Origin of the sequence: Streptomyces sp. NPDC006365 (assembly GCF_042870755.1) — a bacterium.
In the GTDB taxonomy this organism is placed as follows: Bacteria; Actinomycetota; Actinomycetes; order Streptomycetales; family Streptomycetaceae; genus Streptomyces; species Streptomyces xiangluensis.
The window spans coordinates 85,487-108,137 of the sequence record NZ_JBIAHS010000003.1; the positions used below are offsets into that span (position 1 = coordinate 85,487).

Sequence of the window (22,651 nt, forward strand, 5' to 3'; positions counted from 1 at the left end):
GAACGTCGAAAGCGGCTACGGCGACGACGGCGGCTATGGCGACGACTCGAACACGCCGGAAGGTTACGGCGATACGCCGTCGACACAGCCCTCCACCACACCGCCGGCGACAAAGCCGTCCTCGCCCGCCACTGATCAAGGTGGCTATGGCGACGAGAACGTCGAAAGCGGCTACGGCGACGACGGCGGCTATGGCGACGACTCGAACACGCCGGAAGGTTACGGCGATACGCCGTCGACACAGCCCTCCACCGCACCGCCGGCGACAAAGCCGCCCACGTCGGCGCCGCCGACCGCCCCGCATCCCGAGCCCCCGACAAAGCCACACCCCGAGCCCTCGACAAAGCCGCCCGCCTCACCCGCGACGGAGCCGCCCTCCCTCCCCGACACGGGGGCTGGGGAGCAGGCGTTCGTGGCTTCAGTCGTCGCCGCGTTCCTGCTGATGGGCGGCGCCATCCTGTACCGGCGAGGCCGAGCCGCGTCTCGTCGGTAGTGCTCCGTTCTGGGTGCCGGACGCATCGCGTCCGGCACCCAGTGCCATCTGCGAAGGTCTGCGCCACGAAGCCGGTGACTCCCTGCGGGTGACCACCGTCTCGCCACTCTTCGACGTCGGCGACTTCTCACACAGCCACTTCCACGGCATGGTCAACTTCGGCGACGCGACGTTCAGCGGCGACGCGGTCTACTTCGGACGGGCAGGTCGGCCAGGACGTAGGCGAGGCGGGTGACGTCGTAGCCAGTGTCCATGACGACGAGGATGTCCGCGTCGCCCGGCCGCCACTGCCCGGCATGCACCAGCCGGGTGACCACCTCGCGCAACTGGATGGCGGTCACCGCGGTGGCGTCGTCGGCCGGCCCGAGCCGGATCGCGTCCGGCACGGCCGTCCAGGACGTGCGTCCCCTCTCCAGCGCGGCGACGAAGGAGTAGGGCCAGCCGGGGATGAACTGATCCGCGCTGCGGCCTCGTCCGTAGACGTGGCAGAACAGCAGCTCCGGGCTGGTGGGGGCGTCGGGACGCAGCCAGTTGCTTACGTCGACGGCAAGGACGATCCGCCCGTCGGAGGCACGCGGCAGCGGCGTGGAGGCCAGCAGCCTGCGCAGGCTGCGCGGCTCCAGCCAGCCGTGATTGACCGCGTCGTACATCGCCCCGTGCCCGCGCCGGTGCTCGGCCGTGAGCGTCAACTCGACCAGCGACGTCACCGGGCCGTCCGAGCACAGCACTGCGTCGGTGAGCTCGAAGAGCGCATCCGCCCGTGTGTAGAGGCAGTCGTAGAACTCGACACGAAAGTGGGACAAGACGCCCAACGCGGCGTCAGCGGTCTGTTCAGCGGCGAGACTTTTCACCAGAGGCCGTTCCTTCACGCGACGTTGCTCGACACCTCGAAGCGTGAAGAACGGCCGCCCGCTGTCCCAGGAATGAACCAAGATCAGCGGGTCAGGTGAACAGCCGAGGTTAAACACCACGCTCAGGTCCCGTTGCCCAGTTCGAACCGTGTCCACTGGACGCCGTCGGTGGATAGGCGCCAGCTCCCGACGCCGAAGCTGTCGCCCCACAGATAACCGAGCGCGGTCGTGGTCGCCCAGCCCGACATCCCTCCGGAGTTTCGGTGGCGTGCGAAGGACCGGCCTCCGTCCGTACTGCGCCAGACGCCGTCCTCACTGTGGATCGTCAGGCTGCCGTCGGCGGCGGCGACCGGCGTGCCGAGCAGGGAGCGCGGATCCACGCCCTTGCGGTGCTCCCAGACCCGCTCCCAGGTGCCGCCGCCGTCCGTGCTGCGGTAGAGGGCGAGCAGGCCGTTCTTCACGTTCTCCTCGTCGGGCAGCTCGCCCGGCTCTGCCGCGTAGAGCACTTTTCCGACTCCGGTCACGCGCAGGTCCCAGACCGACTCTCCGGTTACCGTCGGCTGGGACAACCGCCAGCTGCGCCCCCCGTCCTCGCTGACGGCGAGCGCGACACGGCCAGAGCGCGGATCACGGCCGGAAGCGAAGACCAGGTCCTCGGTCTGCCCGGCCGGGACGACCGGGGGCTTCAGTGGCGGCTGAGTGGCCAGGGCCCGGAACTCGCCCGTGGTGGGCAGGACCGTGAGGACGCGGGAGTGCTCGCAGTTGTTGCCCTCCTGGTCCATCCGTGTGCAGTCCTCGAACAGTGTGCCGCCCTCGGGCAGCACCGGGACCGTGCCCGAGGGCTCGGCGGAGCCCTGCCGCCAGTGGCGTCCCCCGTCACTCGTGAACCAGGTCCGGTCCGGCGGCGGCCACACGCCCTCCGTGATCAGCGCGCGACCGGGTTCCAGCACCCTGAGCGTCGCCGTGATGCCGTGCTCCACGGTGACGTCCGCCAGCGGGGAACGCTCGAGCCGCCAGGCATCAGCGCCCTTGTCGAGCACGGCGACCCGCTGCTGGCAGCGTGTTTTCCCACACTCGGCGAGCAGCGCGAAGCCACTGCCGTCCCTCGCGAAGTCGACGGCGACCGAACTGCCGGGCAGATCGGTCCCCGACGGGATCCGGGGGGATGTCGCCGCCCCTGAGGAGTGGGCGCGCTCAGCCGCCTGCGCGCTCCGGTCCCTGTCCTTGCCCCTGTCCGCCTCGACGCATGCCGACGCCAGGGCCAGCACGGCCAGCACGGCGGCGACCAAGATGCCCCAACTGCCCCTGTACTTACCCCCGCGCCACCTCACAGGAAGCCCCCGATCCGACCGGTATACCCGGCCCGCGATGCACCGTCATCTCTGGTACACCGCTCGACCCGCTCCGGTTCCCACTCCGCCTCCGGACTCGGTGAGGCCTTGTGCTGGACGGTGAGCTCGTCGTACCGCACGAGGGCAGCCGCACTTCGGAGAGTTTGCAGCGCCGTGCCGGCCGGCGCGCTGCCGCAATGGCATCCAATCCACGCCGCAGCTGACCTGATCCGGATCGTGGTGCCCTGTCACGAATGCCACGGACCCCGGAGTTTCCGCGTGCCCGGGGCGCGGTGCGGTACGGGGATGGCGGCGACGGGGCCGTGGAGGAGAAGGTCGGTGTCGCGGACAACAGCCCTACACCGCTCGCGACTTCGGGCACGCAGCGTCACGCTCCACACAACGAGACCCAGATCCCACAGGAAGTGACACAGCCACGGGATTGCGCTTGCGATCTGTACGTTGCACGGGGGTCCGTCCTTGGCAACGTACGACAGGCGGGTCACGTCACGGGCCAGCAGCTCCTGGCTGATCGGGCGGTTCAGAACCTCGATGATCTCGTTCGGCTGCGTGGTTCGGTTCCTCCTTCTCAGCCCAGTTGCTCGGCCAGTCCGACGATGATGCCCTCCGGGCCGCGGATGTAGCAGAGCAGATAGCTGTCCTCGAACCGGGCGATCTCGCCGACGAGTTCGGCGCCGTGAGGGCGCAGGCGGGCAACGGTGTCCTCGAGGTCGTCGACGGCGAACATGACGCGGTGCGTGCCCAGAATGTTGTGCGGCCGGTTGCGTGGCCCGGCGCTGATCACTGCGGGGCTGCGGTACTTGGCCAGCTCGAGCCGGCTGTGACCGTCCGGGGTCCGGACCATCGCGATGTCACAGCGGACGCCGTCGAGTCCGGTGCACTGGTCGGCGACGAGGCCCTCGACCTCCGCCCTGCCCTCCAGCTCCATACCGAGTGCCACGAAGAACGCGATGGCGGCATCCATGTCCTCGACGACGATGCCGACGTTGTCCATCCGCTGAACCGCCATGCTGGTTTCTCCTTCTTCCTCGTGCGGCCGGTGGTGGCCGCCGATGACCCTGGGACGGAGCCGGTGGCACGTTCTCGACATCCTCAGACCGCCGAACTCCGAAAAATCTAGATCGCGCATCAGCACCGCTACAGCAGACCCGCAGCGGCCGAGCTGCTGCACCGGTCCGACTGGCGGCGACAACACCAGGCGACAGCCCGCCACAGCCACTACCGACGACGCTCCGGCGACGAACCGACTAGATAGATCACGAAACCGCACTGATTAGAGGCCGACCGGACGTCCCGAGTACCTGCGCAGCAGGCCGAAAGGCCGGGAGTTCGGCCCGGCCCGTCTCGCGACCGTGCGGGGAGCAGCCCTGTGCTTCGGCAGCCGCGGTCGGCGATGACCGGTCAGAACGCCGTGCGATGTCCCGGTGGCAGGGACGCGCACGGCGTTCTCGTGTTTTACGCGGCGAGGCGCTCGGCGAGGGCCTTGGCCTTGGTGGCCGCGTCCTGGAAGGCGCGGTCGCGGGAGGTTTCGAACAGCGGCACCAGTTCGGCCATGGCCGGATGGTGCGGGGCCATGGTGAGTTCCGGAACGATGAAGTCGAGGTCGAGGGCGAGCATGCCGGCGAGGGTCGCCGTCAGGTAGTTCCGCACATACTCGTACGGCTCCTTCGGGGTGCCGGGCGCGTAGGAGCCGCCGCGGCTGGCGACGACGGTGACCGGGGTGCCCTTGGCGGAGGGGTTGTCGCCCGAGGTGCGGCCGAAGAGGATCACGTTGTCCAGCCAGGCCTTGAGGGTCGAGGGGATCGTGTAGTTGTACATCGGCGCGCCGATCAGCACCGCGTCCGCACGCTCCAACTCCTCGATCAGCTCCAGGCGTTCGGCGAAGGCGGCGGCCTGCTCGGGCGTGTGGGCGTCCGGGTCGGCGAACCCGGCCGTGTGGGCTTGGGCGGTGATGTGCGGGACGGGGTCGACGGAGAGGTCGCGGTAGATCACCGTGCCCTCCGGGTGCTGCTCCTCCCAGGTCGTGCGGAAGGTCTCCGTCACGGCGCGGGACGCGGAGGCGCCGCCCGGGAACACAGAGGAGTCGATGTGCAGCAACGTGGCCATGAAGTATCTCCAGTACAGGGTGAGATGAGAGGTCGGGCGCTCGCGGCGGGTGCAGCGGGCTCATGGTCGGTAGATTGAGTCGGCCGACGGCGCAGTCAGGTCGGCTGATGGCGTAGGACGCCGTCGGGGTCGTAGCGCTTCCACAGGTCGGTGACACGGGTGCGGGTCGGTCCCGGGTAGGCGCGGGCGAACGTCGCCTCGTCGGGGGCGCTCTCGAAGTTCACGTAGGCGCCGTCGGTGTGCGGGGCGAGGGGACGCCAGGCGGTGGCCAGTGTGGCGGGGGCGTCCGGCAGGAACGCCGTGGCGATGACGAGGGTGTTCTGGTGGCGGTGGGCGAACGCGGTGGCCCAGGGGGCAGGGTCGTGGGTCGCGCCGCCGAGTGAACGCAGCTGGATCAGGACCGGGTCGGGGCCGGCCGACGCCGTGACCAGTGCGCGGGCGGCGTCCGGGGTCATGTCAGTGAGCAGTCCGTTGGTCGTGCCGGCGGGCATCTGGCCGGTGTTGGCGTGCAGATGGTGCGGTGGGAGCAGCTCGGTGTAGGGGACGACGTGGGCCTGCTGGGCCCTTACGTCGCCGATGCCGAGGAGCGGTTCGACGGCGTCGCGGATGACGGGCGGGCTGTCCGAGGCCACGACTGCGGTGATGAACGCGGCGGTGGTGGTGCCCTGCGAGGACAGCATCACCGCCGTCGACAGCTCGCGTGGCGCGTGCGCCATGACGTCGGCCCAGCGGCGCAGCGTCTCCCCGGCCGGGTCCACCGCCGCGACGAGCTGTGCGTGGCCGACGGCATGAAGCTCCATGGCCTCGATCGCGCGAAACCGCTGCCCACCCTCCGGCCCAGCCCTTGCTCTATCTATCGAGATTCGATAGATTCCCATCGTAGCTCGATGGGAGGATGGGTCATGGGAAAGCTGACAGTGCGCGCGCTGCGCGCCGTGCTCGTGGTGGTGCTCACCGGCACCGTGTTCGTACAGGCATTGTTGGTGTGGGCGTTGGTCAGCGGGAGCGACCCGGAGGACGGGTCGCTCCCGCTGACCCCGCTGCGCGTGATCACGATCCTGGGCATCGGGACGGCCCAGGTCGCCCTGGTCTGTGTATGGCGACTGGTAACGATGGTGCGACGCGGAACCGTGTTCTCCCACGCCGCCTTCCGGTACGTGGACGTCATCATCGGCGCGATCGTTGCGGCTGCTCTCGTGTGGTTCGCGGTCACGGCCCTGAATGCGCCCGGCCAGCGGGACGACCCGGGCGTCACGCTCATCATGGGCGGGATTGGCGTGGCCATCCTGGGAGTCGCGCTCATCGTGCTCGTGCTGCGGATGCTGCTCGCCCAGGCCGTCGCCCGCGACGTCGAAGCGGCGCAGATGCAGGCCGAGTTGGACGAGGTGATCTGATGCCGATCGCCGTCGACATCGACGTGATGCTGGCCAGGCGGAAGATGTCCGTGGGCGAACTCGCCGACCGCGTAGGGATCACGCCCGCCAACCTGGCGGTACTCAAGAACGGCCGCGCCAAGGCGGTGCGCTTTGCGACGCTCGCCGCGCTCTGCGAAGTGCTCAAGTGCCAGCCAGGCGACCTGCTTCGCTGGGAGGCCGAGGACACCGCCGGCGAATGAACCGTGCCTGCCGACGCGTCATCGCCGATCCCGCTTGCCTTTGACCAACTCCGCGAGCATCCCGGGGCCGCACCCGGGGAGATCCCGGGCCTGCTGGAGTGTCTGGCCGAGGTGCCCAGCCCAGTGCCTCTGGCAATGGGGCCACTGGCGTCTGCCTCACTTCGATGAGCCAGATGCCCCGGCACTGCGGAGTCGAACTGCTGGGGTCATCACGGCATATCGATCGAGCCGCGATCATGACTCGGCTGTTACCGGCCCGTAAGCCTCGCACGGCAGGCTTGTGCCGCATGTCTCCACTGCCGCGGTGTCTCGGCGCCGCCCCGGCTCTTCTCTGCGTGGCCGCTCTCCTGCTCACGGATTGTTCGGGCGACGGCGACCGCAAGTCCGCGCGGCCGACCCCTTCCCCTGTCGAACGGGGGCGCACCCCGGTCAACCGGGACGACATCAACGGCGACGGGCACGCCGACGCGGTCGTCAACAGCTGGTACGAAGACCCGAAGGCCGCGCTCACATGGCACAACAGCCGATTTATCGCCTTCGCTGCGCCCGGCGGCACGAAGCCGGGCGCAGCCTCCCGCCTCACGGACCGCTACGTCGAGCCCCAAGCCCAGCACACTCCTTAGCCGTGGGCTGACGACGAGTCGACGCAGTTCACCGGTGACCTGGACGACGACGGTCACGCCGACGTCGTCGTAAGCCAACTCGTATGGCACGGAGAGGAGTCGATGTTCGAGCAGCACATCATCTGGGCGGCCCCGACGGTCCTGCGGGCGCCACCAAGCTGCCCACGGATGTCCTCCCGGCCACCGCCGCCGGGGACTTCGACGGCGACGACGCGCTCGACCTGCTGACCCTCGCCGCTCCGGGCGGCGATGCCGACCTGAAGCCGCAGCACGTCACCGTCCTGCACGGCCCGCTGAACCGTGATGGCGGCGCGCCGCGCAGCACCTCGACCCTCGACGTGGGCTACGGCGGCTGGGCGTCCATAGCGCACACCGTCGTCGGTGACTTCGACGGCGACGGCCGCGACGATCTGGTGACCAAGGCCGAGTACGACGAGGAGGATGTGCGCTTCGAGGAGGACATGCCGGACGACGTCCTCGACGCCGCGTTCTACCGGGGCACCGCCAAGGGGCTCGAGCCCGCTGGAGACGTACCCGGCATCACCGGCCAGGGCGCCACCCCCGTCACCACCGGTGACTTCGACGGCGACGGCCGCGACGACATCCTCGCCCGGCGCGACGACGGCGACACCGTCGATCAGCCCTTCGCTGTGTACGGCAGCGGCAAGGGACCGGGCCGGGGCAGGTCGGCCGGCGGCGGGCTCGGGCTGCGGATGGGTGTCGGCGTCGCCGTCGGCGACAGCAACGGCGACGGCCGCGACGACGTCGCCGCCCTTTCCCTGAAGGGCGCCCCGGTGGCGGTGCTGCTCGGCAGTAAGGGCGGCCTCAGCGCATCCCGCACCCTGAGGATCGGCCGATCCTCGATCGGCCTCAAGCGTCCCCCGCAGGGGTACGACGACGACTTCGGCTGGGACCTCCACCTGACCGATCTCGACACGGACGGGCGCGACGACCTGCTGATCGGCATGACCGGCGGCTACAAGCAGGACGGCGGTTACTGGATTCTGCATGGAACGGTGGATGGCCCGTCGACGACGGACCGCCGCTTCGTCAAGGCCAAGGATTTCGGCGAAGGCTGACGAGGAACCGCTCGCCGCACTGAAAGATCGGCAATCCTCATTGCATCCTCGCCTCCCCGCGGCCGGGCCGCAGCGTTCTTGCGCGGTGGCCGAAGGGCGCTCTCCCGGGCTCCCCCTTCCCGAAGCGGTCTATCCGGCCAGGGCCCGCTCTGAAATGATCAGCTCTGAAATGATCAGTTGAAGGACAGCAGCGGGTGAACCCAGGCCGGTCGGATCCTTCGGGACACCGGACGGACTCGGCGGGCTGCGGGCGGTCACATACCGCTGTGCCGCAGACTGGCACCGATCGCTTGACCCCCAGGAGATGGATTCATGGCTGACCGGCCTTTGACGCTGATGGCAGTGCACGCCCACCCGGACGACGAGGCTACGGGAACAGGGGGTGTCCTGGGGCGTTATGCGGCGGAGGGCATCCGCACGGTGCTCGTCACGTGCACCGACGGTAGCTGCGGTGACGGTCCGGGGGGTGCCAAGCCGGGCGACCCCGGGCATGATCCGGCTGCCGTTGCCGTGATGCGTCGAGGCGAGCTCGAAGCGAGCTGTGAAATCCTGGGGGTCGGTCACCTTGAACTGCTCGGCTACACCGACTCCGGGATGATGGGCTGGTCGGCAAACACCGCGGCAGGATCGTTCTGGAGTACGCCCGTGGATGAGGCAGCCGCTCGGCTGGCCGAACTGATGCTGCGTTATCAGCCCGATGTCGTCGTGACCTACGACGAGAACGGGTTCTACGGCCACCCCGATCACATCCAGGCGAACCGGATCACGATGGCAGCGCTGTCGCTGACCGGGATGGCGTCGAAGGTGTACTGGACGACGGCGCCACGCTCGATGATGAGCGAGTTCGGGCAGATCATGCGCGAGTTCGGCGCGGACTGGGAGGAGCCGGATCCGTCCGACGCCGGAGAGGGACCCGAAATCGGCCTGCCCGACGAGGAGATCACCACGTGGGTGGACACCACTGAGTTCGGCAGCCAGAAGTTCGACGCGCTGGCCGCGCACGCCAGCCAGGGTGAGAACATCTTCTTCCTGCGGATGGGCAAGGAGAGGTTCACGCAGCTCATGGGCGTGGAGACGTTCGTCCGGGTCTACGACAGCACCGGCGCGCCCCTGCCCGAGAACGACCTCTTCGCCGGCCTACGCTGAGCCCGAGCGACGGCCGTCCTTCGCACACACGGAGAACCGCAGTCTGCACACGCTGCGCCCCTGGCCGGATCTCCCAGGAGGACGGCTCCTGGCCGCACCCCGGCGAGGTCGGGCTCGCCGGAACGGCAGGTTGCAGCGCGGGCCCGACCGCCTGTCAGACACTCGTCCGCCGAGGGGGCTCGTGCCCGCGACAGAGGGCTCCGAACGCCGGGTACTGGCTCGCAGTCTGGCCCCGTTGCTCGAAGAGTCGCTTCCCGAGTTCCTCCTGCGGCTCTCCTACCGGCTGGAGCTGTCACCGGCCCGCATCGCTGACTGATGCGGGTTCAGTACCCTGCACCGTCGTCTGCCTGCCGACCATCCCCTCGCCTTGCCCTCACGCATTGCCGGCCCTTCGCCGAAGCCACACGGCTCTCCGCCGCTGAAGCGCAGACACTCACGCTGACCGGATCGGGGCTCACCGCCCGGTATGCGCCGCTCGGCGCGACCCGTCTCGCTGCGGTCGCAACCATGCCGCTGCCCAACGGCGTTGGGCGATCAATCTCTCCAGCCGCTACTGCCCCCAATGCCTGGCCGGCGACGAAAGTCCCGTTCAGAACCAGCTCGGTGGCCCGTGGAAGCTCCCCCGGCACCTGCCCGTCGTCTTCGCCTGCACCACGCACGCATTACCGCTGTCCGGTTCCTGTCCGCTGTGCAGCAACCTTCCCTACCGGCCTCCCGGAACGGAGCGATCCGGGCTGCTCATGCAGCGGGCCGCCAGTGGGCTCCATCCCGGTCATGCCGGTTCGTCGCTGCGAGGCGCTCGCGGCGGCGGGCGCCGCTCGATCGCGGCCAGGTCGCCGGCGTCCAGCGTCACAGCCCGACATCCCCGCGCTGGTGACCTGCCTGCTGGCCCGCCATGGTGGCGACAGCGGAGACCTCCGGTGCACGGACGACGCGTTGCGGGCCCTGTCCCGGGCGCCTTGGCCAGGGAACGTCCGCCAACTCGACGGCTCGCTCCGCTACGCGCAGGCGCACCGCTCGGGCCCCCTGATCGAGGAGTCCGACCTCCCCCCGTCCCTGCTCTCCCAAGCCCAACACCCCCTGTCCGCCTGGGAGTCCACGGAACGCGACCTGATCGTCCAGTCCCTCCTCGACCACGGCGGAGACAAGGCGAAGGCGGCAAAGGCGCGAAACGACCTGCTCACCAGCAACAACCGCGCCGAGCTGGCCGCTCTGCGCAAGGGCAAATCCCCAGCTCAAGCGGTCGAACGAGGTACGCGGACGGCTCTCTCGGCAGCGATGCCACGCATGGGGAACCACGCGCGCATAGGTATCGGCGGTGACCTTGATAGACCTGTGGCCGAGCCAGCGGGAGACCGCTACGGCCTCGAACCGCCCGAACAGGCCGCCGATCAAATCGACATCGCCGTTCGAGCGGTGATCGCCCCGAGGGACCCACGGTTCCGATGCCTCAGTTCTCCAGGACGAAGATCGGCTTGTGGCCGGCGCGGTCGGAGGTCAGCACGTCGGGGATCTCGTCCCAGCCGTAGATTCCGCTGGTGACCAACTCGGGATGGAGCGTCCCGGAGGCCACCGCCTCGAGCGTCGGTGTCATGTTCGGTCGCGCGTGACCCTTGCCGTTGTGGAAGTGGACCCCCCGCTGGTAGAGCGCGAGCAGGGGAAGCTGGACGTCGTCGAAGTAAATGCCGACGCTGTTGACGTGGCCCTCGGGCATGACCGACAGCAGTGCCTTGCGCAGCCGCTCGGGGTCGCAGCTGGCGTCCACAGCGAGGTGGAAGTCCTTCTCACGCTTGCCGTGGATGTCGTGAACCTCGGCGCCGAGCTGCTCGGCGACCTTCATCCTGACCGGATCGTCGTCGTAGTAGACGGTGCGGGCGCCTGCGCAGTGGACCGCGACGTCGACGCAGTACAGGCCGATGGAACCGGTGCCGCCGAAAACCGCGATCTTCGGGTCGGTGATACCGGCGACGGTCGGGATCACCGTCTCCCAGCCGAGCGCGAGGTTGTCGCCGATCGAGGCCAGGTGTACCGGATCGACTCCGGCGGGCAGCTTGGCGAGGTTGAAGTCCGCGTAGGGGACGCGGATGAGTTCGTCGAAGGTCCCACCCCAGGCCCCGTTCACCGGAAGGCCGTACTGGGCGTCGCCGTGGAGGAGACAGCGGGCGGTGTGTCCGAGCTTGCACTGCGCGCAGGTGCCGCACGCGATGTGCCACGCGACACCGACGACGTCGCCGACCGATATGTCCGTGCAGTTGGGGCCGACCTCGACCACCGTGCCCACGCACTCGTGGCCGATCGGGAACGGGCCGAATCCGGAGAACGGGGTCTTGTCGCCGATGACATGGTGGTCGAGATCGCACGTCGTGGCCGCGAGCGGCCGCACGAGTGCGTCCGTGCCCTCGACGATGGTGGGGGCGTCGACCTCGTCGAAGCGCAGCTGTCCGGGCGCGACGAACATCAGGCTCTTCATGGGAATGCTCCTCGTTTTCGTGGAGGGGACCGGGTCGGCCGATCTGCCTGCCGGCCCGGTCCCCCGTTGTTCGGTCAGACGGCTCCGGTGCCCGGGTCGCCGGCGGGGATCGCGTCCAGGAACGCTGCGTGCAGGGGTGCGGCGAGTGCCTGCGCCAGTGCGGCGCCGACCTCCCGCATGGCGGCACCCTTCAAGTGCGCCCCCAGCGCCTCCTGGGAGGCCCACTTCTCGATCACGACGAATTCACCGGTGTCACCCGCCTTGCGGTGCAACGCATACCGCAGGCATCCGGGCTCGGCGTGCACCGCGGGCACCGCCGCCTTCAACGTCTTCTCGACCAGCTCTTCCTGGCCGGGCTTCGCGACCAGAGTCGCCACTACGACAACCTGATTGGCCATCGGTTACCCCTTTCAACTTCGATTATAACATTCGTTATAATCGCGGCAGAAGCCGTACTCCGCTGTTCACGGCGCTTCGCGGGCGGTCTCGTCGCAGCCGACGTCGAGGACGTCGCGGTGGGAGACACGGCTACCGGTGCTCTCCGTGCGCCGTGCGGTCCGGTGCACCGGCGGTCCGGGCCAAATCAGTCATCGGCCGGCGAGTGGTCCGACGACCCGTGACCGTGCCCAGGGCCCCCTGCCCGCAGCTCCTTGCGCAGGATCTTGCCTGCCGACAATTCGGGTATCGCGGCGATGAATTCGACGTCTCTCACCTTCTTGTGCGGCGCGACCTGTGCGGCCAGGAAATCCGTCCCCCAGACCACTCATCGGCGGTCCTTTTGCTATTCCAGCGCCGCGAAAGCTGCGCTGACGTACTGAATCGTGCGGTCGCTGCCGAGCAGCCCGGGGCCCATCTTGTTCATGACGTAGGAGATCGAGGCCCGGCGTTCGGTGTCGATCACGACCACCGATCCGCCCCATCCCGTCCAGAAACAGATCCGTCCACGGGGGAGATACGGCACCGCGGGCGAAGGCAGGCCGTAGCCGATGCCGAATCGCAGATGCGCCCCCAGCACCAGATCCGGGCCGTCGGACTGCTGACTGAAGATCAGCTCGATGGTCTGCGGCGACAGCAGCCATACACCGTCGAGCGCGCCGCCGCAGGCGACGACCGAGTGGATTCTGGCGAGCGACCGGGCATTGCCGTGGCCGTTGGCGGCGCCGATCTCCGCTCGACGCCATTCGGGAGTCCACGACTCGTCCGCAGTGCCAAGAGGGTTGGTGAAGGTCTTCATCCACACGCCGTCCGGATCGGCGCCGGCAAGGTCGGTCGACCGGAACGGCGGCGGCGGAACGACATCGGCGACCCTGCCGAATCCGGAGTCCGGCAAGCCGATGTGGAAGTCTGCGTCCAACGGGCCGGCGATCTCCTCGGCGACGAACCGGCCCAGTGTCCGCCCGTCGATCCGCCGGATCAACTCGCCCACCATGTGCCCGTAGTTCAGCAGGTGATACCCCGACGCCGTGCCCGGGGGCCACCAAGGCGCCTGCGCGGCCAGCCTGGCCGTCGACGTCGGTACGTCGCAGACGTCCGCGACGGTCACGGGCCGGTCCCACCCCGAGACACCGGAGGTGTGTGACAACAGCTGTCGGACCAGCACACTCTCCTTGCCCTGGGCCGCGAACTCCGGCCAGTACCGGGCCACCGGGGCATCGACGTCCAGCAATCCCCGCTCGACCAGCAGCAACGCCGCCAGGGACGTGACCGTTTTCGTACACGACCAGACATTCGTGATCGTGTCGCGCCGCCACGGCACGGTACGGCTCGGGTCGGTCCATCCGCCCCACAGGTCGACCACCGGCTCTCCGTCAATCGCGACCGCGATCGAGGCACCGAGTTCCTCGCCCGAGTCGAGGCTCTCGGAGAGAAGTGCGCTCACCTCCGCAAAGCGTGCGTCACACACGCCGTCCACGTGTGCCACGGTCAGCCTCCCAGTCGGCGATGGTCACCGACCGCCGAGCCGGCATCGAGCAGCACAAACGACGCGCGGGGCACTCCGCGCAGCTCGCGGCGGAGATTCGCGCGTGCGACGTCGGCCGCGTCCAACGGATAGGTCTGGTGCATCCGCCAGGGGCTGCGGTCGCCCTGCCTGGGGAAGGTGGCCACGCCCCGCTGGACGTAGCTCGACGCCAGCTCGATCATGGGCTTCTCGCGCACCCCGGGCTCCGCGGGTGCGGTGACCACCGCGAGGTCCGCGCGGCGCATGTGATTGAGGATGCGGCACACCAGTCGCGCGGTGAGATCCGCCCGCATCGTCCAGGACAGGTTGACGTAGCCGAAGCAGAGCGCGAAGTTCGGCACGTCGCTGAGCATGGCGCCCCGCCACAGCATGTGACGCGCGGGCTCGACCGGCTTGCCGTCGACGCTCACGTCGATGTGGCCCAGCGCAAGCATGCGCAGCCCGGTCGCCGTCACCACGATGTCGGCCGGTAGCACCGCCCCCGACCGCAGCTGAATGCCCTCGGCCACGAAGCCGTCGATGTGATCGGTGACCACGTCGACTTCCGCGCGCTTGATCGCTTTGAACAGGTCCGCGTCGGCCGTGATGCACACCCGTTGGTCCCACGGCGCATAGGTCGGCGTGAAGTGCTCACGCACCGCTTCCTCGCCGATCCGCCGTGTGGCGGCCGTGGTCAGTAACGTCCGCGCCCGGTCCGGGAACCGTCGGCAGTAGTGGTAGAACCCGTTGGCGTAGGCGGCGTTCCGAGCCCGGATGACCCGATGCGCCAACCCGGCGGGCAGACGCCGCCGGAGCTTGTCGGCGAACCGGTCCCGGCGCGGCAGCGAACTGATCCACGTGGGCGTGCGCTGCAGCATGGTCACCTTCGCCGCGTCGCGCGCCATCGCGGGGACCACCGTGATCGCGGTCGCACCGCTGCCGATCACAACAACACGCTTGCCGACGTAGTCGAGTTCGTCGGGCCAGAACTGCGGATGCACCACCGTACCGGTGAACGACTCAACTCCCGGGAACTGCGGGTCATGTCCGCGCTCGCAGTCGTAGTAGCCGGTGCATGTGAAAAGGAACGAGCACGTCACAGTGGACCGCTGCGGCCCGTCCTCGCCCCCGGTCCGCTCGATGGTCACCGTCCAGCGGGCCGTCTCACTGCACCAGTCCGCCGCCACCACCTTCGTGCCGCAATGGATATGGCGGTCGATACCGAACTGCTCGACGGTGCGCCGCAGGTAGTCGAGGATCTCGCCTCCATCGGCCATAGAATTCCCGCCGGTCCACGGCTGGAACGGAAAACTGAGCGTGTAAATATCGGAGTCGGCACGGACTCCGGGATACCGGAACAGATCCCACGTCCCGCCCAGGGATTCACGGGCCTCCAGCACGACATACGACCGATCGGGACACTGCGACTGCACCCGGTACGCGGCGTCGATGCCGGAGATCCCCGCGCCGACGATCACGACTTCGACGTGATCGGGCAGCGAAGAAGGGTTTGCGGAACTCGTCATGGCACCCGAGTATCGGAGCGTTCCAGACCCTCTACTTAACCTTGGGCGACAAAAATTTAACTCTGCGCGACACCGTTCAGTGCAGGTCCGATTTTGGCGTCACGGCGGACCTGCGTGGGCGTTCTGCCGAACCAGCGGCGGGCCGCACGTGTCAGCGCCGCCTGTCCGGACAACTCCACCAACGACGCGACCTGAGAAAACGGCATATCGGTACCCGTCAGCAACCGGTGGGCCGCGTTCTTGCGTACGTCGTCGAGGATCGTCTGGAACGAGCTGTCCTCCTCCGCCAGTCGCCGCTGCAGCGTACGCGGATGCATGTGCAGCCAGTGCGCGACCATGTCGATCCGCGCGGGAACCGTACCCAGCGCACGACTGACCGCCGACCGCACCATGGTCGAGACACTGTCGCGTGGGTCGGTGTAGTGCGACTCCAAGTACTCCACGACCATGCGCCGCAGTTCGGGATTCACCGGGGTCGACATCGGATGGGCGAAGAGCTTCGTCGGCACCCGCAGCAGGGCCTGGCCGGCGTTGAACCGGACCGGCGCGCCGAAGAACTCGGCGTACACCGACTCGTCCGTCAGCGGCGGATGGGGCATATAGACCCCGAGCAGTTCGTATCCGCCGCTCATCGTGATGAGAATACGATGCAGCTGCCCCAGGCCCGCGTCGATGGTCTGGGGCTCATACGGAACATCCGGATGCAACATCCGGTATTCGACTGCCCCCACCCCCGCATAGCGCTCGGGATCAGGCTCACGCGACAGACGAATAGCCTGGTTGTGCACGAACAGGAATCGGGACGCACAGTCCAGCCCTTCACCGACCGTGTCGCAATTGCCGACCGCCAAAGCCAACGGGCCGAGCATCGATATGTCCTGATAAGCAGCCAAACGTAACCCGAGATCCGGACAGATCAATTTCTTCGCGGCGACGCGCAGGATTCGCCCGGCCGTCGCCGTCGGCAACAGTCCGTCCTCGGAATCCAGATCGCTGGGCGAAACGCCGAACTCGGCCAACAGTCTTGTCCCGTCACCCCCGAGATCGTCGATCAATCGATCGATACCCCGGATCGCAGCGGCCCGGATCTCCATCTGCATACGCCGACCATCTCTCCATCGCCAGGCCCGCGGGCTTCGTAAGCCCGGCCCGGTCCACCGAGTACGCGCGTGGAACGTCCGCAGGCCGGCAGGAAGCCGTCTGGGCGTGTGAAACATGCCCGCGTCCGCCGACTCGTCGGCGAGAGGCGTTCGCTCACCGTCCTTTTACAGGTCGGGGAACAGGGCGCGGATCCGGCGAGGATCGGGCGCAACGAAGACACCCTCAGCTGTGACCAGGTCTGTGGCGTGGTCCGCCAGAGTGGTGATGGATCCGACCACGAAGATCTTGCGTTTGTCCGTGCCGGTAACGCGAGCGAGGATCTGCAGGGGTGTCTCCAGCGGGACGGGCCGGTGGTAGCGCATCTGCAGGGAGACGGTCAGGCCGGCCATTCCGGCTGCCGCGCAGGTGCGCCCCATGAGTTCGTCCAGGAGCATGGCGCTCATGCCGCCGTGGCCGTAGCCGGGCGGGCCCGCGTGGGCAATGCCCAGGGTGCAGTGACCGACCAGGCCGTCTTCGGTGGGCGTGACGTGCACGGGCGGCGCCAGAGGGCTGCCGGCTCCGACGACGGGGCTGTAGATCCGTGTCCCCCCGGGGAACTCGTCCACCGCGGGGATCTCCGCCCGCGCGCGCCACCGTCCCGTCAGTCGGCCGGTGACCCGACGGACGTCATCTGCCACGCGGTGGAGGGTCTCCGGGGAGGCGGCGGTGCGGACCGTGGCCTCCACCAAAGCGCGCAGTTCGCGGCCGAGGCGACTGATGGCCGCTTTCTGGTGTTCCAGATCCTCGTCCGTCGCTCGCGCGGCCGGAGTGTCGGCGTCGGCGGCCGACGGGTCGGTGAGGGAGGCGCGCATCGGTTTTCTCGGTGCGGTGGGGTGGGGCGGGCTGTGAGTGCGGTCAGACATCGGTCAGGACATCGGCCGGGGCCGTTGGACGGGTCATCGGCATAAGACGTACCTCTCTTCGTTTCGTTCGACGACACGTCGGACTATGACAGTCGCTATGGACGACGATCACGGTAGACTATGACAACCGTTATAGCCAGCGAAGTCTTTGAAGGGATCACGTACGTGCCCAAGCCCACCCTGACGGCGCGCGAGCGGATCGTCGCCGGAGCCGCCGATATGATCAGCCGACGCGGTCTGAACGCGACGAGCATCCGCGAAATGGCCAAGCACGCCCGGGCGCCACTCGGCTCGACGTACCACTACTTCCCCGAGGGCAAGCAGCAGTTGGCCACGGAAGCCGTCCGTTACACCGGCACATGGACCACGCGCAGCCTGCACAAGGCACTGGAGGCGGGTCCGGTCGCCGGCTTGCGGGGCTTCCTCGCCCTATGGCGCAAGATCGTCGTCGACAGCGACTTCCGGGCCGGCTGCCCCGTCCTCGCCGTCTCCATCGAGGAGCCCGCCACCGACGAGACACCCGCTGCCCTCGCGGCCGCCGCCGACGTCTTCACCGAATGGGAGAGCCTGCTGGCCGCCTCGCTGCGCGAGCACGGCGCCGAACGCGAACAGGCGGCACAGCTCGCGACGCTCATCGTCGCGGCCGTCGAGGGAACCGTCGCCATGTGCCGCGCCAAGCGCAGCACCCAGCCCCTTGACGACACCGCGGAGCAGTTGCAGGCACTCATCCTCGCCACGATCAAGGACTGATCGAAGCCACCCTTTACGACTCCGGCCTTCAGGCACCGAGCGCGGCACGGACCGCCTTGACCCGTTCCTCCGTGAACACCCCGCTCTCAAGGAGCGACAGGACGGACAGCACGCCGCCGGACGACCCCCAACTGCCCTCTTCGATCACACGGAAGTTGACCCACCACGCCGGTGACGGCTTCTCCAGTCCGCAGGCCGCCGCCAGTGCGGCCAGGACGCGCTCGATGACCTCGGCCCGCACATCCGGCTGCCAGGCGGCATCCATGACCGCGAGGTCGATCGCCATCACGTCGAGCTCCGGCTCGGCGTCCGCCAGGAGCCGGCCGCCGATGGCCATCATGTCCCGCTCGCGCTCGACGAAGTGCACCTGGAACCCGGGCCGGGCGGCGGGCGCACGCTGCCCCACCTCGGGTACCAGCACCGCGTCCGTCAGTGTCTCGGCCAGCTCACGGCGCTGCTCAAGGCTCAGGCGCCCCTTCGGTGCGTTCACGGTGATGATGGTCATGACATCCTCCTATGACGGTCGTTATAGAGAGCAGCAGCATACACCTGCCTATAACGACTGTCATATCGAGTCTTGGCTTGACGACAGGCGTTCGCACGAGCCACCGTCCCGCCACGCACAGAGATGCATGGCCTCGACCGACTTGTGCGGGCAGGTCCCAGCGTGTTCATCGGAGCGGAGCAAAACACTCGGGTGATGAGCCTTCAGGAGCGGCCGTCGAGCAGGCGCTTGGGGTGCATGCCGTCGACCATTCCGAGGAAGGGCGGATGGATGCTGTAGCCGAGCATCCGGCGGATGTCCTCGGACACCACGCGGACCGTGTCACGGGTGGTGGACAGAGTGAACGCCTCCTGCGGCCGGAGCCATGGCTCGCAGTACTGTGCGGTGACGGCCAAGCGGGCATCGGCGGACGCATTGGCGCCGCCCCCATGCCACAGAGTGCCGACGAAGAAGACGCAGGAGCCCGGTGACATGACGGCCTTCACCCGGGCATCGTCTTCTGCCGGTTGACGGTCGCCCCAGCGATTTGTGCCCGGCAGGACCACGGTGGCGCCGTTCTCCTCGGTGAAGGCGTCGATGGCCCACACCGTGGCCGCGCTCAGTGGTGGCCGGGGACGGGGTACGGGGTACATGCCATCATCGTGGTGCAGCAACTGGGCGTCCTCGCCGGGCTGGATGTTGATGACCTGGAGCTGGGAGAGCAGATAGTTGGGCAGGAGCAGCTGGTCCAGCAGGGCCAGCACTCTCGGGTGGTCGACCATGCGGTCACAGGCTCGCGTCTTGTTCAGGACGCTGTAGACGCGCTGGGTCAGCCGGCCCTCGAAAGTGTTACGACCTGCCCTGTCCAGCAGGGGCGTCACGGCTGCCCGGACGTCCTCGCACTCGGTTTCGGTGAGCAGGTTGTCCAGGATGACGTATCCGTCGCGTTCCAGGGTGGCGAGGTCGGCGTCGACAACGGCGGCGGACACTGTGGCCCCACTGCTTTTCGTGGCCCTGTGCCGTCGAGCCAGGTCGGTATGGAGGCCGTCGAGCGAGTCGATCGTGTCCACACGGCTCTGGCCGGGATCCGGAAGAGCGGGTGACTGAGACATGACGCTGTGCTCCTTGGTGAGGACGGCAAAGCGGACAGCTGTCCATCTCCAGAGAAGACCCTAGTGGACAGCTGTCCGGACGGCAAGGGTGGCAGCCCGCCCTGAGCACTGAGTCCCGACCTCGACTCCCACACTCGCCGCGATGCGCGAGGAGGGCCTGATCCACCACCTCGGCCTCAGCAACATGGTCACCGGCCACCTCGCCGAGGCCCTTGCGATCGCGGCCGTCGCGGCCGTAGAAGTACATGATCTTCTGTGGAACGGTCGCCGACCCGAAGGTGCCCTCGCACTGAATGACGACATCCACACCAGGCGGGAAACCTCCTGCTGCTTGGCCGCACCGATCACGGCAGCCTGCATGCGAGTGAAGCACTCCTTGGCGACCAGCAATCCGCCGGCGCCGAGGGCGGAGACGACGGCCTCCTGCCCGAACACAGCGGCCGAGACATCCCCACAGATCTCGGCCTTCCGATCGTCACCCTCGCCCTGGCGCTCCCGCGCGCAGCCCGTCCATGATGAGGTCCAGGAGCCGAGTGCTCTGGGCTTTCCAGTCCCCACGGGCACCGATCTGCCAGATGCCGGCGATGGCCAGGACGAAGTCGTCGGTGGTCAGCCCCGGACGGATGGTGCCGGCCTCGTGATTGGCCGCGACCAAAGCTTCGATCGCCGCGACCACCCGCGCGTATCCCGGCTGCGCAGGGCCGTCCGTCGTACCGACGATCTGACGCATCGCGTCCGACAGGCCGGCCTTGGCGACAGCGAAGCGGGCGAGCTGGTCCAGCCATGCACGCAGAGCCTGGTCGGGCGCGCGGGTTTTGAGCAGTTCCGTCGCAGCGTCCGTGAGCAGTCGCACCTCGTGGCCGTAGACCTCCAGGACGAGCGCTTCACGGTTGGGAAAGTTGCGATAGAACGTGCCCTGCCCAACCCCCGCCTTCTTGGCGATCAGACTCAGCGGGACATCCACAGCACGCGACAACTCGGCCAGCGCCACCTCCAGAATCCGCTCCCGATTGCGCTGTGCGTCCGAGCGCTGAGGCCCGCCGTTCCTGGACTCCACTCCCCCCTCCTTCCGGGCTCACACCCCCACAACCCCTTGCCAACCGGATAACTGTCCGGTATGTTCCGGGTAGCGGACATCGGTCCACTTAGGTTCACCATAGCGCCAGCTGCAGCTGAGGCGAGCGGCCGGTGGCACGCGACCGGCATTCGGTCAGGCCATCAGGCGCACGGGTGGATGGGCCCGGCCCCGACGCCCCGCCAGGATCAAGGAACCGGCGAGATCGAAATCGTGGGCGCGGCGGTGGTACTCGCCACCAGTCCGGCACGCCCCGACCCACTTCGACGCCATCCGCCCGTCCGTCCCGATCGCGTGCTGTCTGCGGAGAGTCCAAGTGCTTGATATCGCCAAGAGTTGAGTCGATGACTCGAAGAGACCAGAGAGTTCGCCGCGGCCACCGTTGGCGGCGTCAGCGGCAGCGCACCACGGCGACTTGGAGCGACCCTCGCCATGGATCGTGACGGCAAAGCCATCGGATCGGCCTCCGGCGGCTGCGTAAAAGGAGCCGTGCATGACCTCTGCGCGTGCACTCCAGGACGATGATGGGGGGTGTCGCCGAGCGGGTCGGCTACAGCGACGAGGACTCCGGGCGACCGCCAACCGACTGACGACGCCCAGGTGAAGGCCGTCACGCCACCCGGCTCAGCCGTCTTCTTCGTCGGCACCCTATGGCATGGCGACGGCGCCAACACGTCCGCCAATGAACACCTGACAGTCGCAGCCCAGCCTGGTGCCGACACCCCACGCCCCCTGATCGCACCGCTTCTTCGTGCCCGTCTGGCCGGGATGCTCCCGCAGAGCATCGAGGAGGGAAGTGCGGTGATCGACGGACAGCGGGTGCCTCTCGCCATTGATGTTCACAGTGATGGCCCTGGACGTCGCCGAAGGCGTCGGGCGCACGATCATCCTCCTGTCTCGTTCCCGGAACACGCCGTGGCGACGATTCGACAGGCAGACGAATCAGGGGCGCGGTCAGGAGTCGGATCGGATGCCGAGTCGGCAACAGGCGATGCGACGGAGCGATCACCGGTGACATCTGTCATCGACCCTTCACAGCGGCCGCACAGGGCCGGTTATGGCAGCACCTAAGCGGACAATAGTCCGATACGCGGGAAGACGGCGGACGTGTATCCCGTCAACAACCCGTCAACAAGGGGAAGACCGGGCATGCCCGGGAGGAGGACGAGTGGAACCGAAAAACGAGATACCTCAGCGTTCGGATGCCCAACGCAATCGCGAGCGCATCCTGGAGGTGGCATTGACCGAGCTGTCGAGGTTCGCGGACGCTCCGCTCAGCCTGATCGCCAAAAAAGCGGGAGTCGGGCAAGGGACGATGTACCGCAACTTCCCCAACCGCGAGGCGCTCGTCCTCGAGGTCCACCACTGCGAGGTGCGGCAACTCGCCGACTGTGCGCCCCAGCTCCTGAGGAGCAGGAAACCCGACGAGGCCCTGGCCTGCGGGTGGGAGCCCCCGGGGCGCAGTGAGTTTCCTCTGGTTCGTTCCTTGTTGCCAGCGTGCGGTTGCCTGATCGGAGTCATCGGCACTGCACCGCCCCGGCCGACGCAGCGCCGCATCCCCAGACTCCTGACGAGCACGAGCCCGGTGAAGTCGGTGCCGAAGTACCAGGCGTTGTCCAGGAACTGGACCCCACCCGCGGGCATGGGCCGGACATGGTTCCGGTAGAGGAACCCTTGGGAGACACGAAGTCGGTGGCGGGGTCGACGAGTTGATCGACGGGCTGCCCGGTACCCGCGCTGCCCGGGCTGCGATAGCCGGTCTGGCACCACACGCGGTACTGCCAGCGGATCATCGGGTTGTCGTCCACGTCCGCCAGCGCCCTGGCCGCGTCGTCGTAGGCCTTGGCCAGCGGCTGGTCGGGCGCCAGCGGGCCGCCCCAGGGCACCTCCTCGGCGGCGGCCCGGGCCTCTGCCGCCCCCGCGAGCGGGGTTGACGGGATCGCCGTCGCACCTACGCCGGCCATGACGAACGCACCGAATTCACGCCTGGTTGGTGTCATCGTTTCCTCTCTTGGGAGGACGAGTGG

General features: G+C 68.2%; 24 protein-coding genes and 5 pseudogenes. 12 read left to right on the forward strand and 17 right to left on the reverse strand.

Annotated elements, in window-relative coordinates; translation table 11 throughout:
* Nucleotides 1–493, forward strand: a 493-nt coding sequence (locus tag ACFYO0_RS09495; protein WP_388672952.1) for an LPXTG cell wall anchor domain-containing protein, incomplete at its 5' end; no start/stop codon positions are given.
* Between the two features lie 34 nt (nucleotides 494–527).
* A pseudogene (locus tag ACFYO0_RS09500) lies at nucleotides 528–603 on the forward strand (oxidoreductase); the annotation flags it as partial.
* A gap of 66 nt (nucleotides 604–669) precedes the next feature.
* Here the strand turns inward: ACFYO0_RS09500 and ACFYO0_RS09505 are convergent.
* From ACFYO0_RS09505 to ACFYO0_RS09525, 5 genes and pseudogenes are all read right to left on the reverse strand, one after another.
* Nucleotides 670–1,344, reverse strand: a pseudogene (locus tag ACFYO0_RS09505) (transposase); the annotation flags it as partial.
* A gap of 122 nt (nucleotides 1,345–1,466) precedes the next feature.
* Nucleotides 1,467–2,633 (reverse strand): WD40/YVTN/BNR-like repeat-containing protein, encoded by a 1,167-nt coding sequence (locus ACFYO0_RS09510; RefSeq protein WP_388672954.1) that lies wholly within the window; start codon nucleotides 2,631–2,633, stop codon nucleotides 1,467–1,469.
* Nucleotides 2,634–3,264: 631 nt separating this feature from the next.
* Entirely contained in the window at nucleotides 3,265–3,705 is a 441-nt protein-coding gene (locus tag ACFYO0_RS09515; protein WP_388672956.1) for a VOC family protein, read from the reverse strand.
* A 446-nt stretch (nucleotides 3,706–4,151) separates the two neighbouring features.
* On the reverse strand, nucleotides 4,152–4,802 hold the full coding sequence (locus ACFYO0_RS09520) for an FMN-dependent NADH-azoreductase (RefSeq protein WP_388672958.1): 651 nt from the start codon (nucleotides 4,800–4,802) through the stop codon (nucleotides 4,152–4,154).
* Between the two features lie 95 nt (nucleotides 4,803–4,897).
* Complete coding sequence (locus ACFYO0_RS09525; protein WP_388672960.1) at nucleotides 4,898–5,602, reverse strand: hypothetical protein; 705 nt, start codon at nucleotides 5,600–5,602, stop codon at nucleotides 4,898–4,900.
* A 102-nt stretch (nucleotides 5,603–5,704) separates the two neighbouring features.
* On the opposite strand from ACFYO0_RS09525, the gene ACFYO0_RS09530 reads away from it, so the two are divergent.
* The 7 genes from ACFYO0_RS09530 to ACFYO0_RS09560 all read left to right on the forward strand — a co-directional run bounded on the left by ACFYO0_RS09530 (nucleotide 5,705) and on the right by ACFYO0_RS09560 (nucleotide 10,587).
* Entirely contained in the window at nucleotides 5,705–6,196 is a 492-nt protein-coding gene (locus tag ACFYO0_RS09530) for a DUF2975 domain-containing protein (protein WP_388672962.1), read from the forward strand.
* On the forward strand, nucleotides 6,196–6,417 hold the full coding sequence (locus ACFYO0_RS09535; protein ID WP_054237256.1) for a helix-turn-helix transcriptional regulator: 222 nt from the start codon (nucleotides 6,196–6,198) through the stop codon (nucleotides 6,415–6,417). The genes ACFYO0_RS09530 and ACFYO0_RS09535 overlap by 1 nt, the downstream gene beginning before the upstream one ends.
* Before the next feature lie 287 nt (nucleotides 6,418–6,704).
* A complete protein-coding gene (locus ACFYO0_RS09540) occupies nucleotides 6,705–7,040 on the forward strand; it encodes a hypothetical protein (protein ID WP_388672965.1) in 336 nt (111 codons plus the stop codon).
* 83 nt (nucleotides 7,041–7,123) lie between these two features.
* The gene (locus tag ACFYO0_RS09545) at nucleotides 7,124–8,119 is read left to right on the forward strand and encodes a hypothetical protein (protein ID WP_388672967.1); all 996 of its coding nucleotides are present in this window, start codon (nucleotides 7,124–7,126) and stop codon (nucleotides 8,117–8,119) included.
* A 312-nt stretch (nucleotides 8,120–8,431) separates the two neighbouring features.
* Nucleotides 8,432–9,265: a PIG-L family deacetylase gene (locus ACFYO0_RS09550; protein WP_388672969.1), complete on the forward strand. Its 834-nt coding sequence runs from the start codon at nucleotides 8,432–8,434 to the stop codon at nucleotides 9,263–9,265.
* A 181-nt stretch (nucleotides 9,266–9,446) separates the two neighbouring features.
* Entirely contained in the window at nucleotides 9,447–9,581 is a 135-nt protein-coding gene (locus ACFYO0_RS09555) for a hypothetical protein (RefSeq protein WP_388672971.1), read from the forward strand.
* A gap of 130 nt (nucleotides 9,582–9,711) precedes the next feature.
* Nucleotides 9,712–10,587: a TniQ family protein gene (locus tag ACFYO0_RS09560; RefSeq protein WP_388674206.1), complete on the forward strand. Its 876-nt coding sequence runs from the start codon at nucleotides 9,712–9,714 to the stop codon at nucleotides 10,585–10,587.
* 128 nt (nucleotides 10,588–10,715) lie between these two features.
* On the opposite strand, the gene ACFYO0_RS09565 is transcribed toward ACFYO0_RS09560, so the two are convergent.
* From ACFYO0_RS09565 to ACFYO0_RS09590, 6 genes are all read right to left on the reverse strand, one after another.
* Nucleotides 10,716–11,735: a zinc-binding dehydrogenase gene (locus ACFYO0_RS09565; RefSeq protein WP_388672973.1), complete on the reverse strand. Its 1,020-nt coding sequence runs from the start codon at nucleotides 11,733–11,735 to the stop codon at nucleotides 10,716–10,718.
* Nucleotides 11,736–11,809: 74 nt separating this feature from the next.
* A complete protein-coding gene (locus ACFYO0_RS09570; RefSeq protein WP_388672975.1) occupies nucleotides 11,810–12,133 on the reverse strand; it encodes a putative quinol monooxygenase in 324 nt (107 codons plus the stop codon).
* 383 nt (nucleotides 12,134–12,516) lie between these two features.
* On the reverse strand, nucleotides 12,517–13,614 hold the full coding sequence (locus ACFYO0_RS09575) for a serine hydrolase domain-containing protein (RefSeq protein WP_388672977.1): 1,098 nt from the start codon (nucleotides 13,612–13,614) through the stop codon (nucleotides 12,517–12,519).
* 44 nt (nucleotides 13,615–13,658) lie between these two features.
* Nucleotides 13,659–15,200, reverse strand: coding sequence for a flavin-containing monooxygenase (locus ACFYO0_RS09580; protein WP_388672979.1), 1,542 nt, complete (start codon nucleotides 15,198–15,200; stop codon nucleotides 13,659–13,661).
* Between the two features lie 56 nt (nucleotides 15,201–15,256).
* Nucleotides 15,257–16,300, reverse strand: a complete 1,044-nt coding sequence (locus ACFYO0_RS09585) for an AraC family transcriptional regulator (protein WP_388672981.1) — start codon at nucleotides 16,298–16,300, stop codon at nucleotides 15,257–15,259.
* A 165-nt stretch (nucleotides 16,301–16,465) separates the two neighbouring features.
* A complete protein-coding gene (locus tag ACFYO0_RS09590; protein ID WP_388672983.1) occupies nucleotides 16,466–17,152 on the reverse strand; it encodes a PaaI family thioesterase in 687 nt (228 codons plus the stop codon).
* A 216-nt stretch (nucleotides 17,153–17,368) separates the two neighbouring features.
* Here ACFYO0_RS09590 and ACFYO0_RS09595 point away from each other — a divergent pair, with 216 nt between their 5' ends.
* Nucleotides 17,369–17,953, forward strand: a complete 585-nt coding sequence (locus tag ACFYO0_RS09595; RefSeq protein WP_388672985.1) for a TetR/AcrR family transcriptional regulator — start codon at nucleotides 17,369–17,371, stop codon at nucleotides 17,951–17,953.
* Between the two features lie 28 nt (nucleotides 17,954–17,981).
* Here the strand turns inward: ACFYO0_RS09595 and ACFYO0_RS09600 are convergent, their stop codons facing one another.
* The 4 genes from ACFYO0_RS09600 to ACFYO0_RS09615 all read right to left on the reverse strand — a co-directional run bounded on the left by ACFYO0_RS09600 (nucleotide 17,982) and on the right by ACFYO0_RS09615 (nucleotide 20,606).
* Nucleotides 17,982–18,458, reverse strand: coding sequence for a 4-oxalocrotonate tautomerase family protein (locus ACFYO0_RS09600; protein WP_388672987.1), 477 nt, complete (start codon nucleotides 18,456–18,458; stop codon nucleotides 17,982–17,984).
* Between the two features lie 203 nt (nucleotides 18,459–18,661).
* Nucleotides 18,662–19,549, reverse strand: coding sequence for a phytanoyl-CoA dioxygenase family protein (locus ACFYO0_RS09605; protein ID WP_388672989.1), 888 nt, complete (start codon nucleotides 19,547–19,549; stop codon nucleotides 18,662–18,664).
* 60 nt (nucleotides 19,550–19,609) lie between these two features.
* The gene (locus ACFYO0_RS09610) at nucleotides 19,610–20,113 is read right to left on the reverse strand and encodes an NAD(P)H-binding protein (RefSeq protein WP_388672991.1); all 504 of its coding nucleotides are present in this window, start codon (nucleotides 20,111–20,113) and stop codon (nucleotides 19,610–19,612) included.
* Nucleotides 20,025–20,606, reverse strand: coding sequence for a TetR/AcrR family transcriptional regulator (locus ACFYO0_RS09615; protein WP_388672993.1), 582 nt, complete (start codon nucleotides 20,604–20,606; stop codon nucleotides 20,025–20,027). Before ACFYO0_RS09615 ends, ACFYO0_RS09610 begins: the two co-directional genes overlap by 89 nt.
* Nucleotides 20,607–21,035: 429 nt before the next feature.
* Between ACFYO0_RS09615 and ACFYO0_RS09620 the strand changes: the two are divergent.
* Nucleotides 21,036–21,149: pseudogene (locus ACFYO0_RS09620) on the forward strand (XdhC family protein); the annotation flags it as partial.
* Between the two features lie 147 nt (nucleotides 21,150–21,296).
* Here the strand turns inward: ACFYO0_RS09620 and ACFYO0_RS09625 are convergent.
* Nucleotides 21,297–21,506, reverse strand: a pseudogene (locus ACFYO0_RS09625) ((2Fe-2S)-binding protein); the annotation flags it as partial.
* A 286-nt stretch (nucleotides 21,507–21,792) separates the two neighbouring features.
* Here ACFYO0_RS09625 and ACFYO0_RS09630 point away from each other — a divergent pair.
* A pseudogene (locus ACFYO0_RS09630) lies at nucleotides 21,793–22,059 on the forward strand (TetR/AcrR family transcriptional regulator); the annotation flags it as partial.
* Between the two features lie 82 nt (nucleotides 22,060–22,141).
* On the opposite strand, the gene ACFYO0_RS09635 reads toward ACFYO0_RS09630, so the two are convergent.
* Nucleotides 22,142–22,624, reverse strand: coding sequence for a hypothetical protein (locus ACFYO0_RS09635; RefSeq protein ID WP_388674276.1), 483 nt, complete (start codon nucleotides 22,622–22,624; stop codon nucleotides 22,142–22,144).
* Nucleotides 22,625–22,651: the final 27 nt, after the last annotated feature.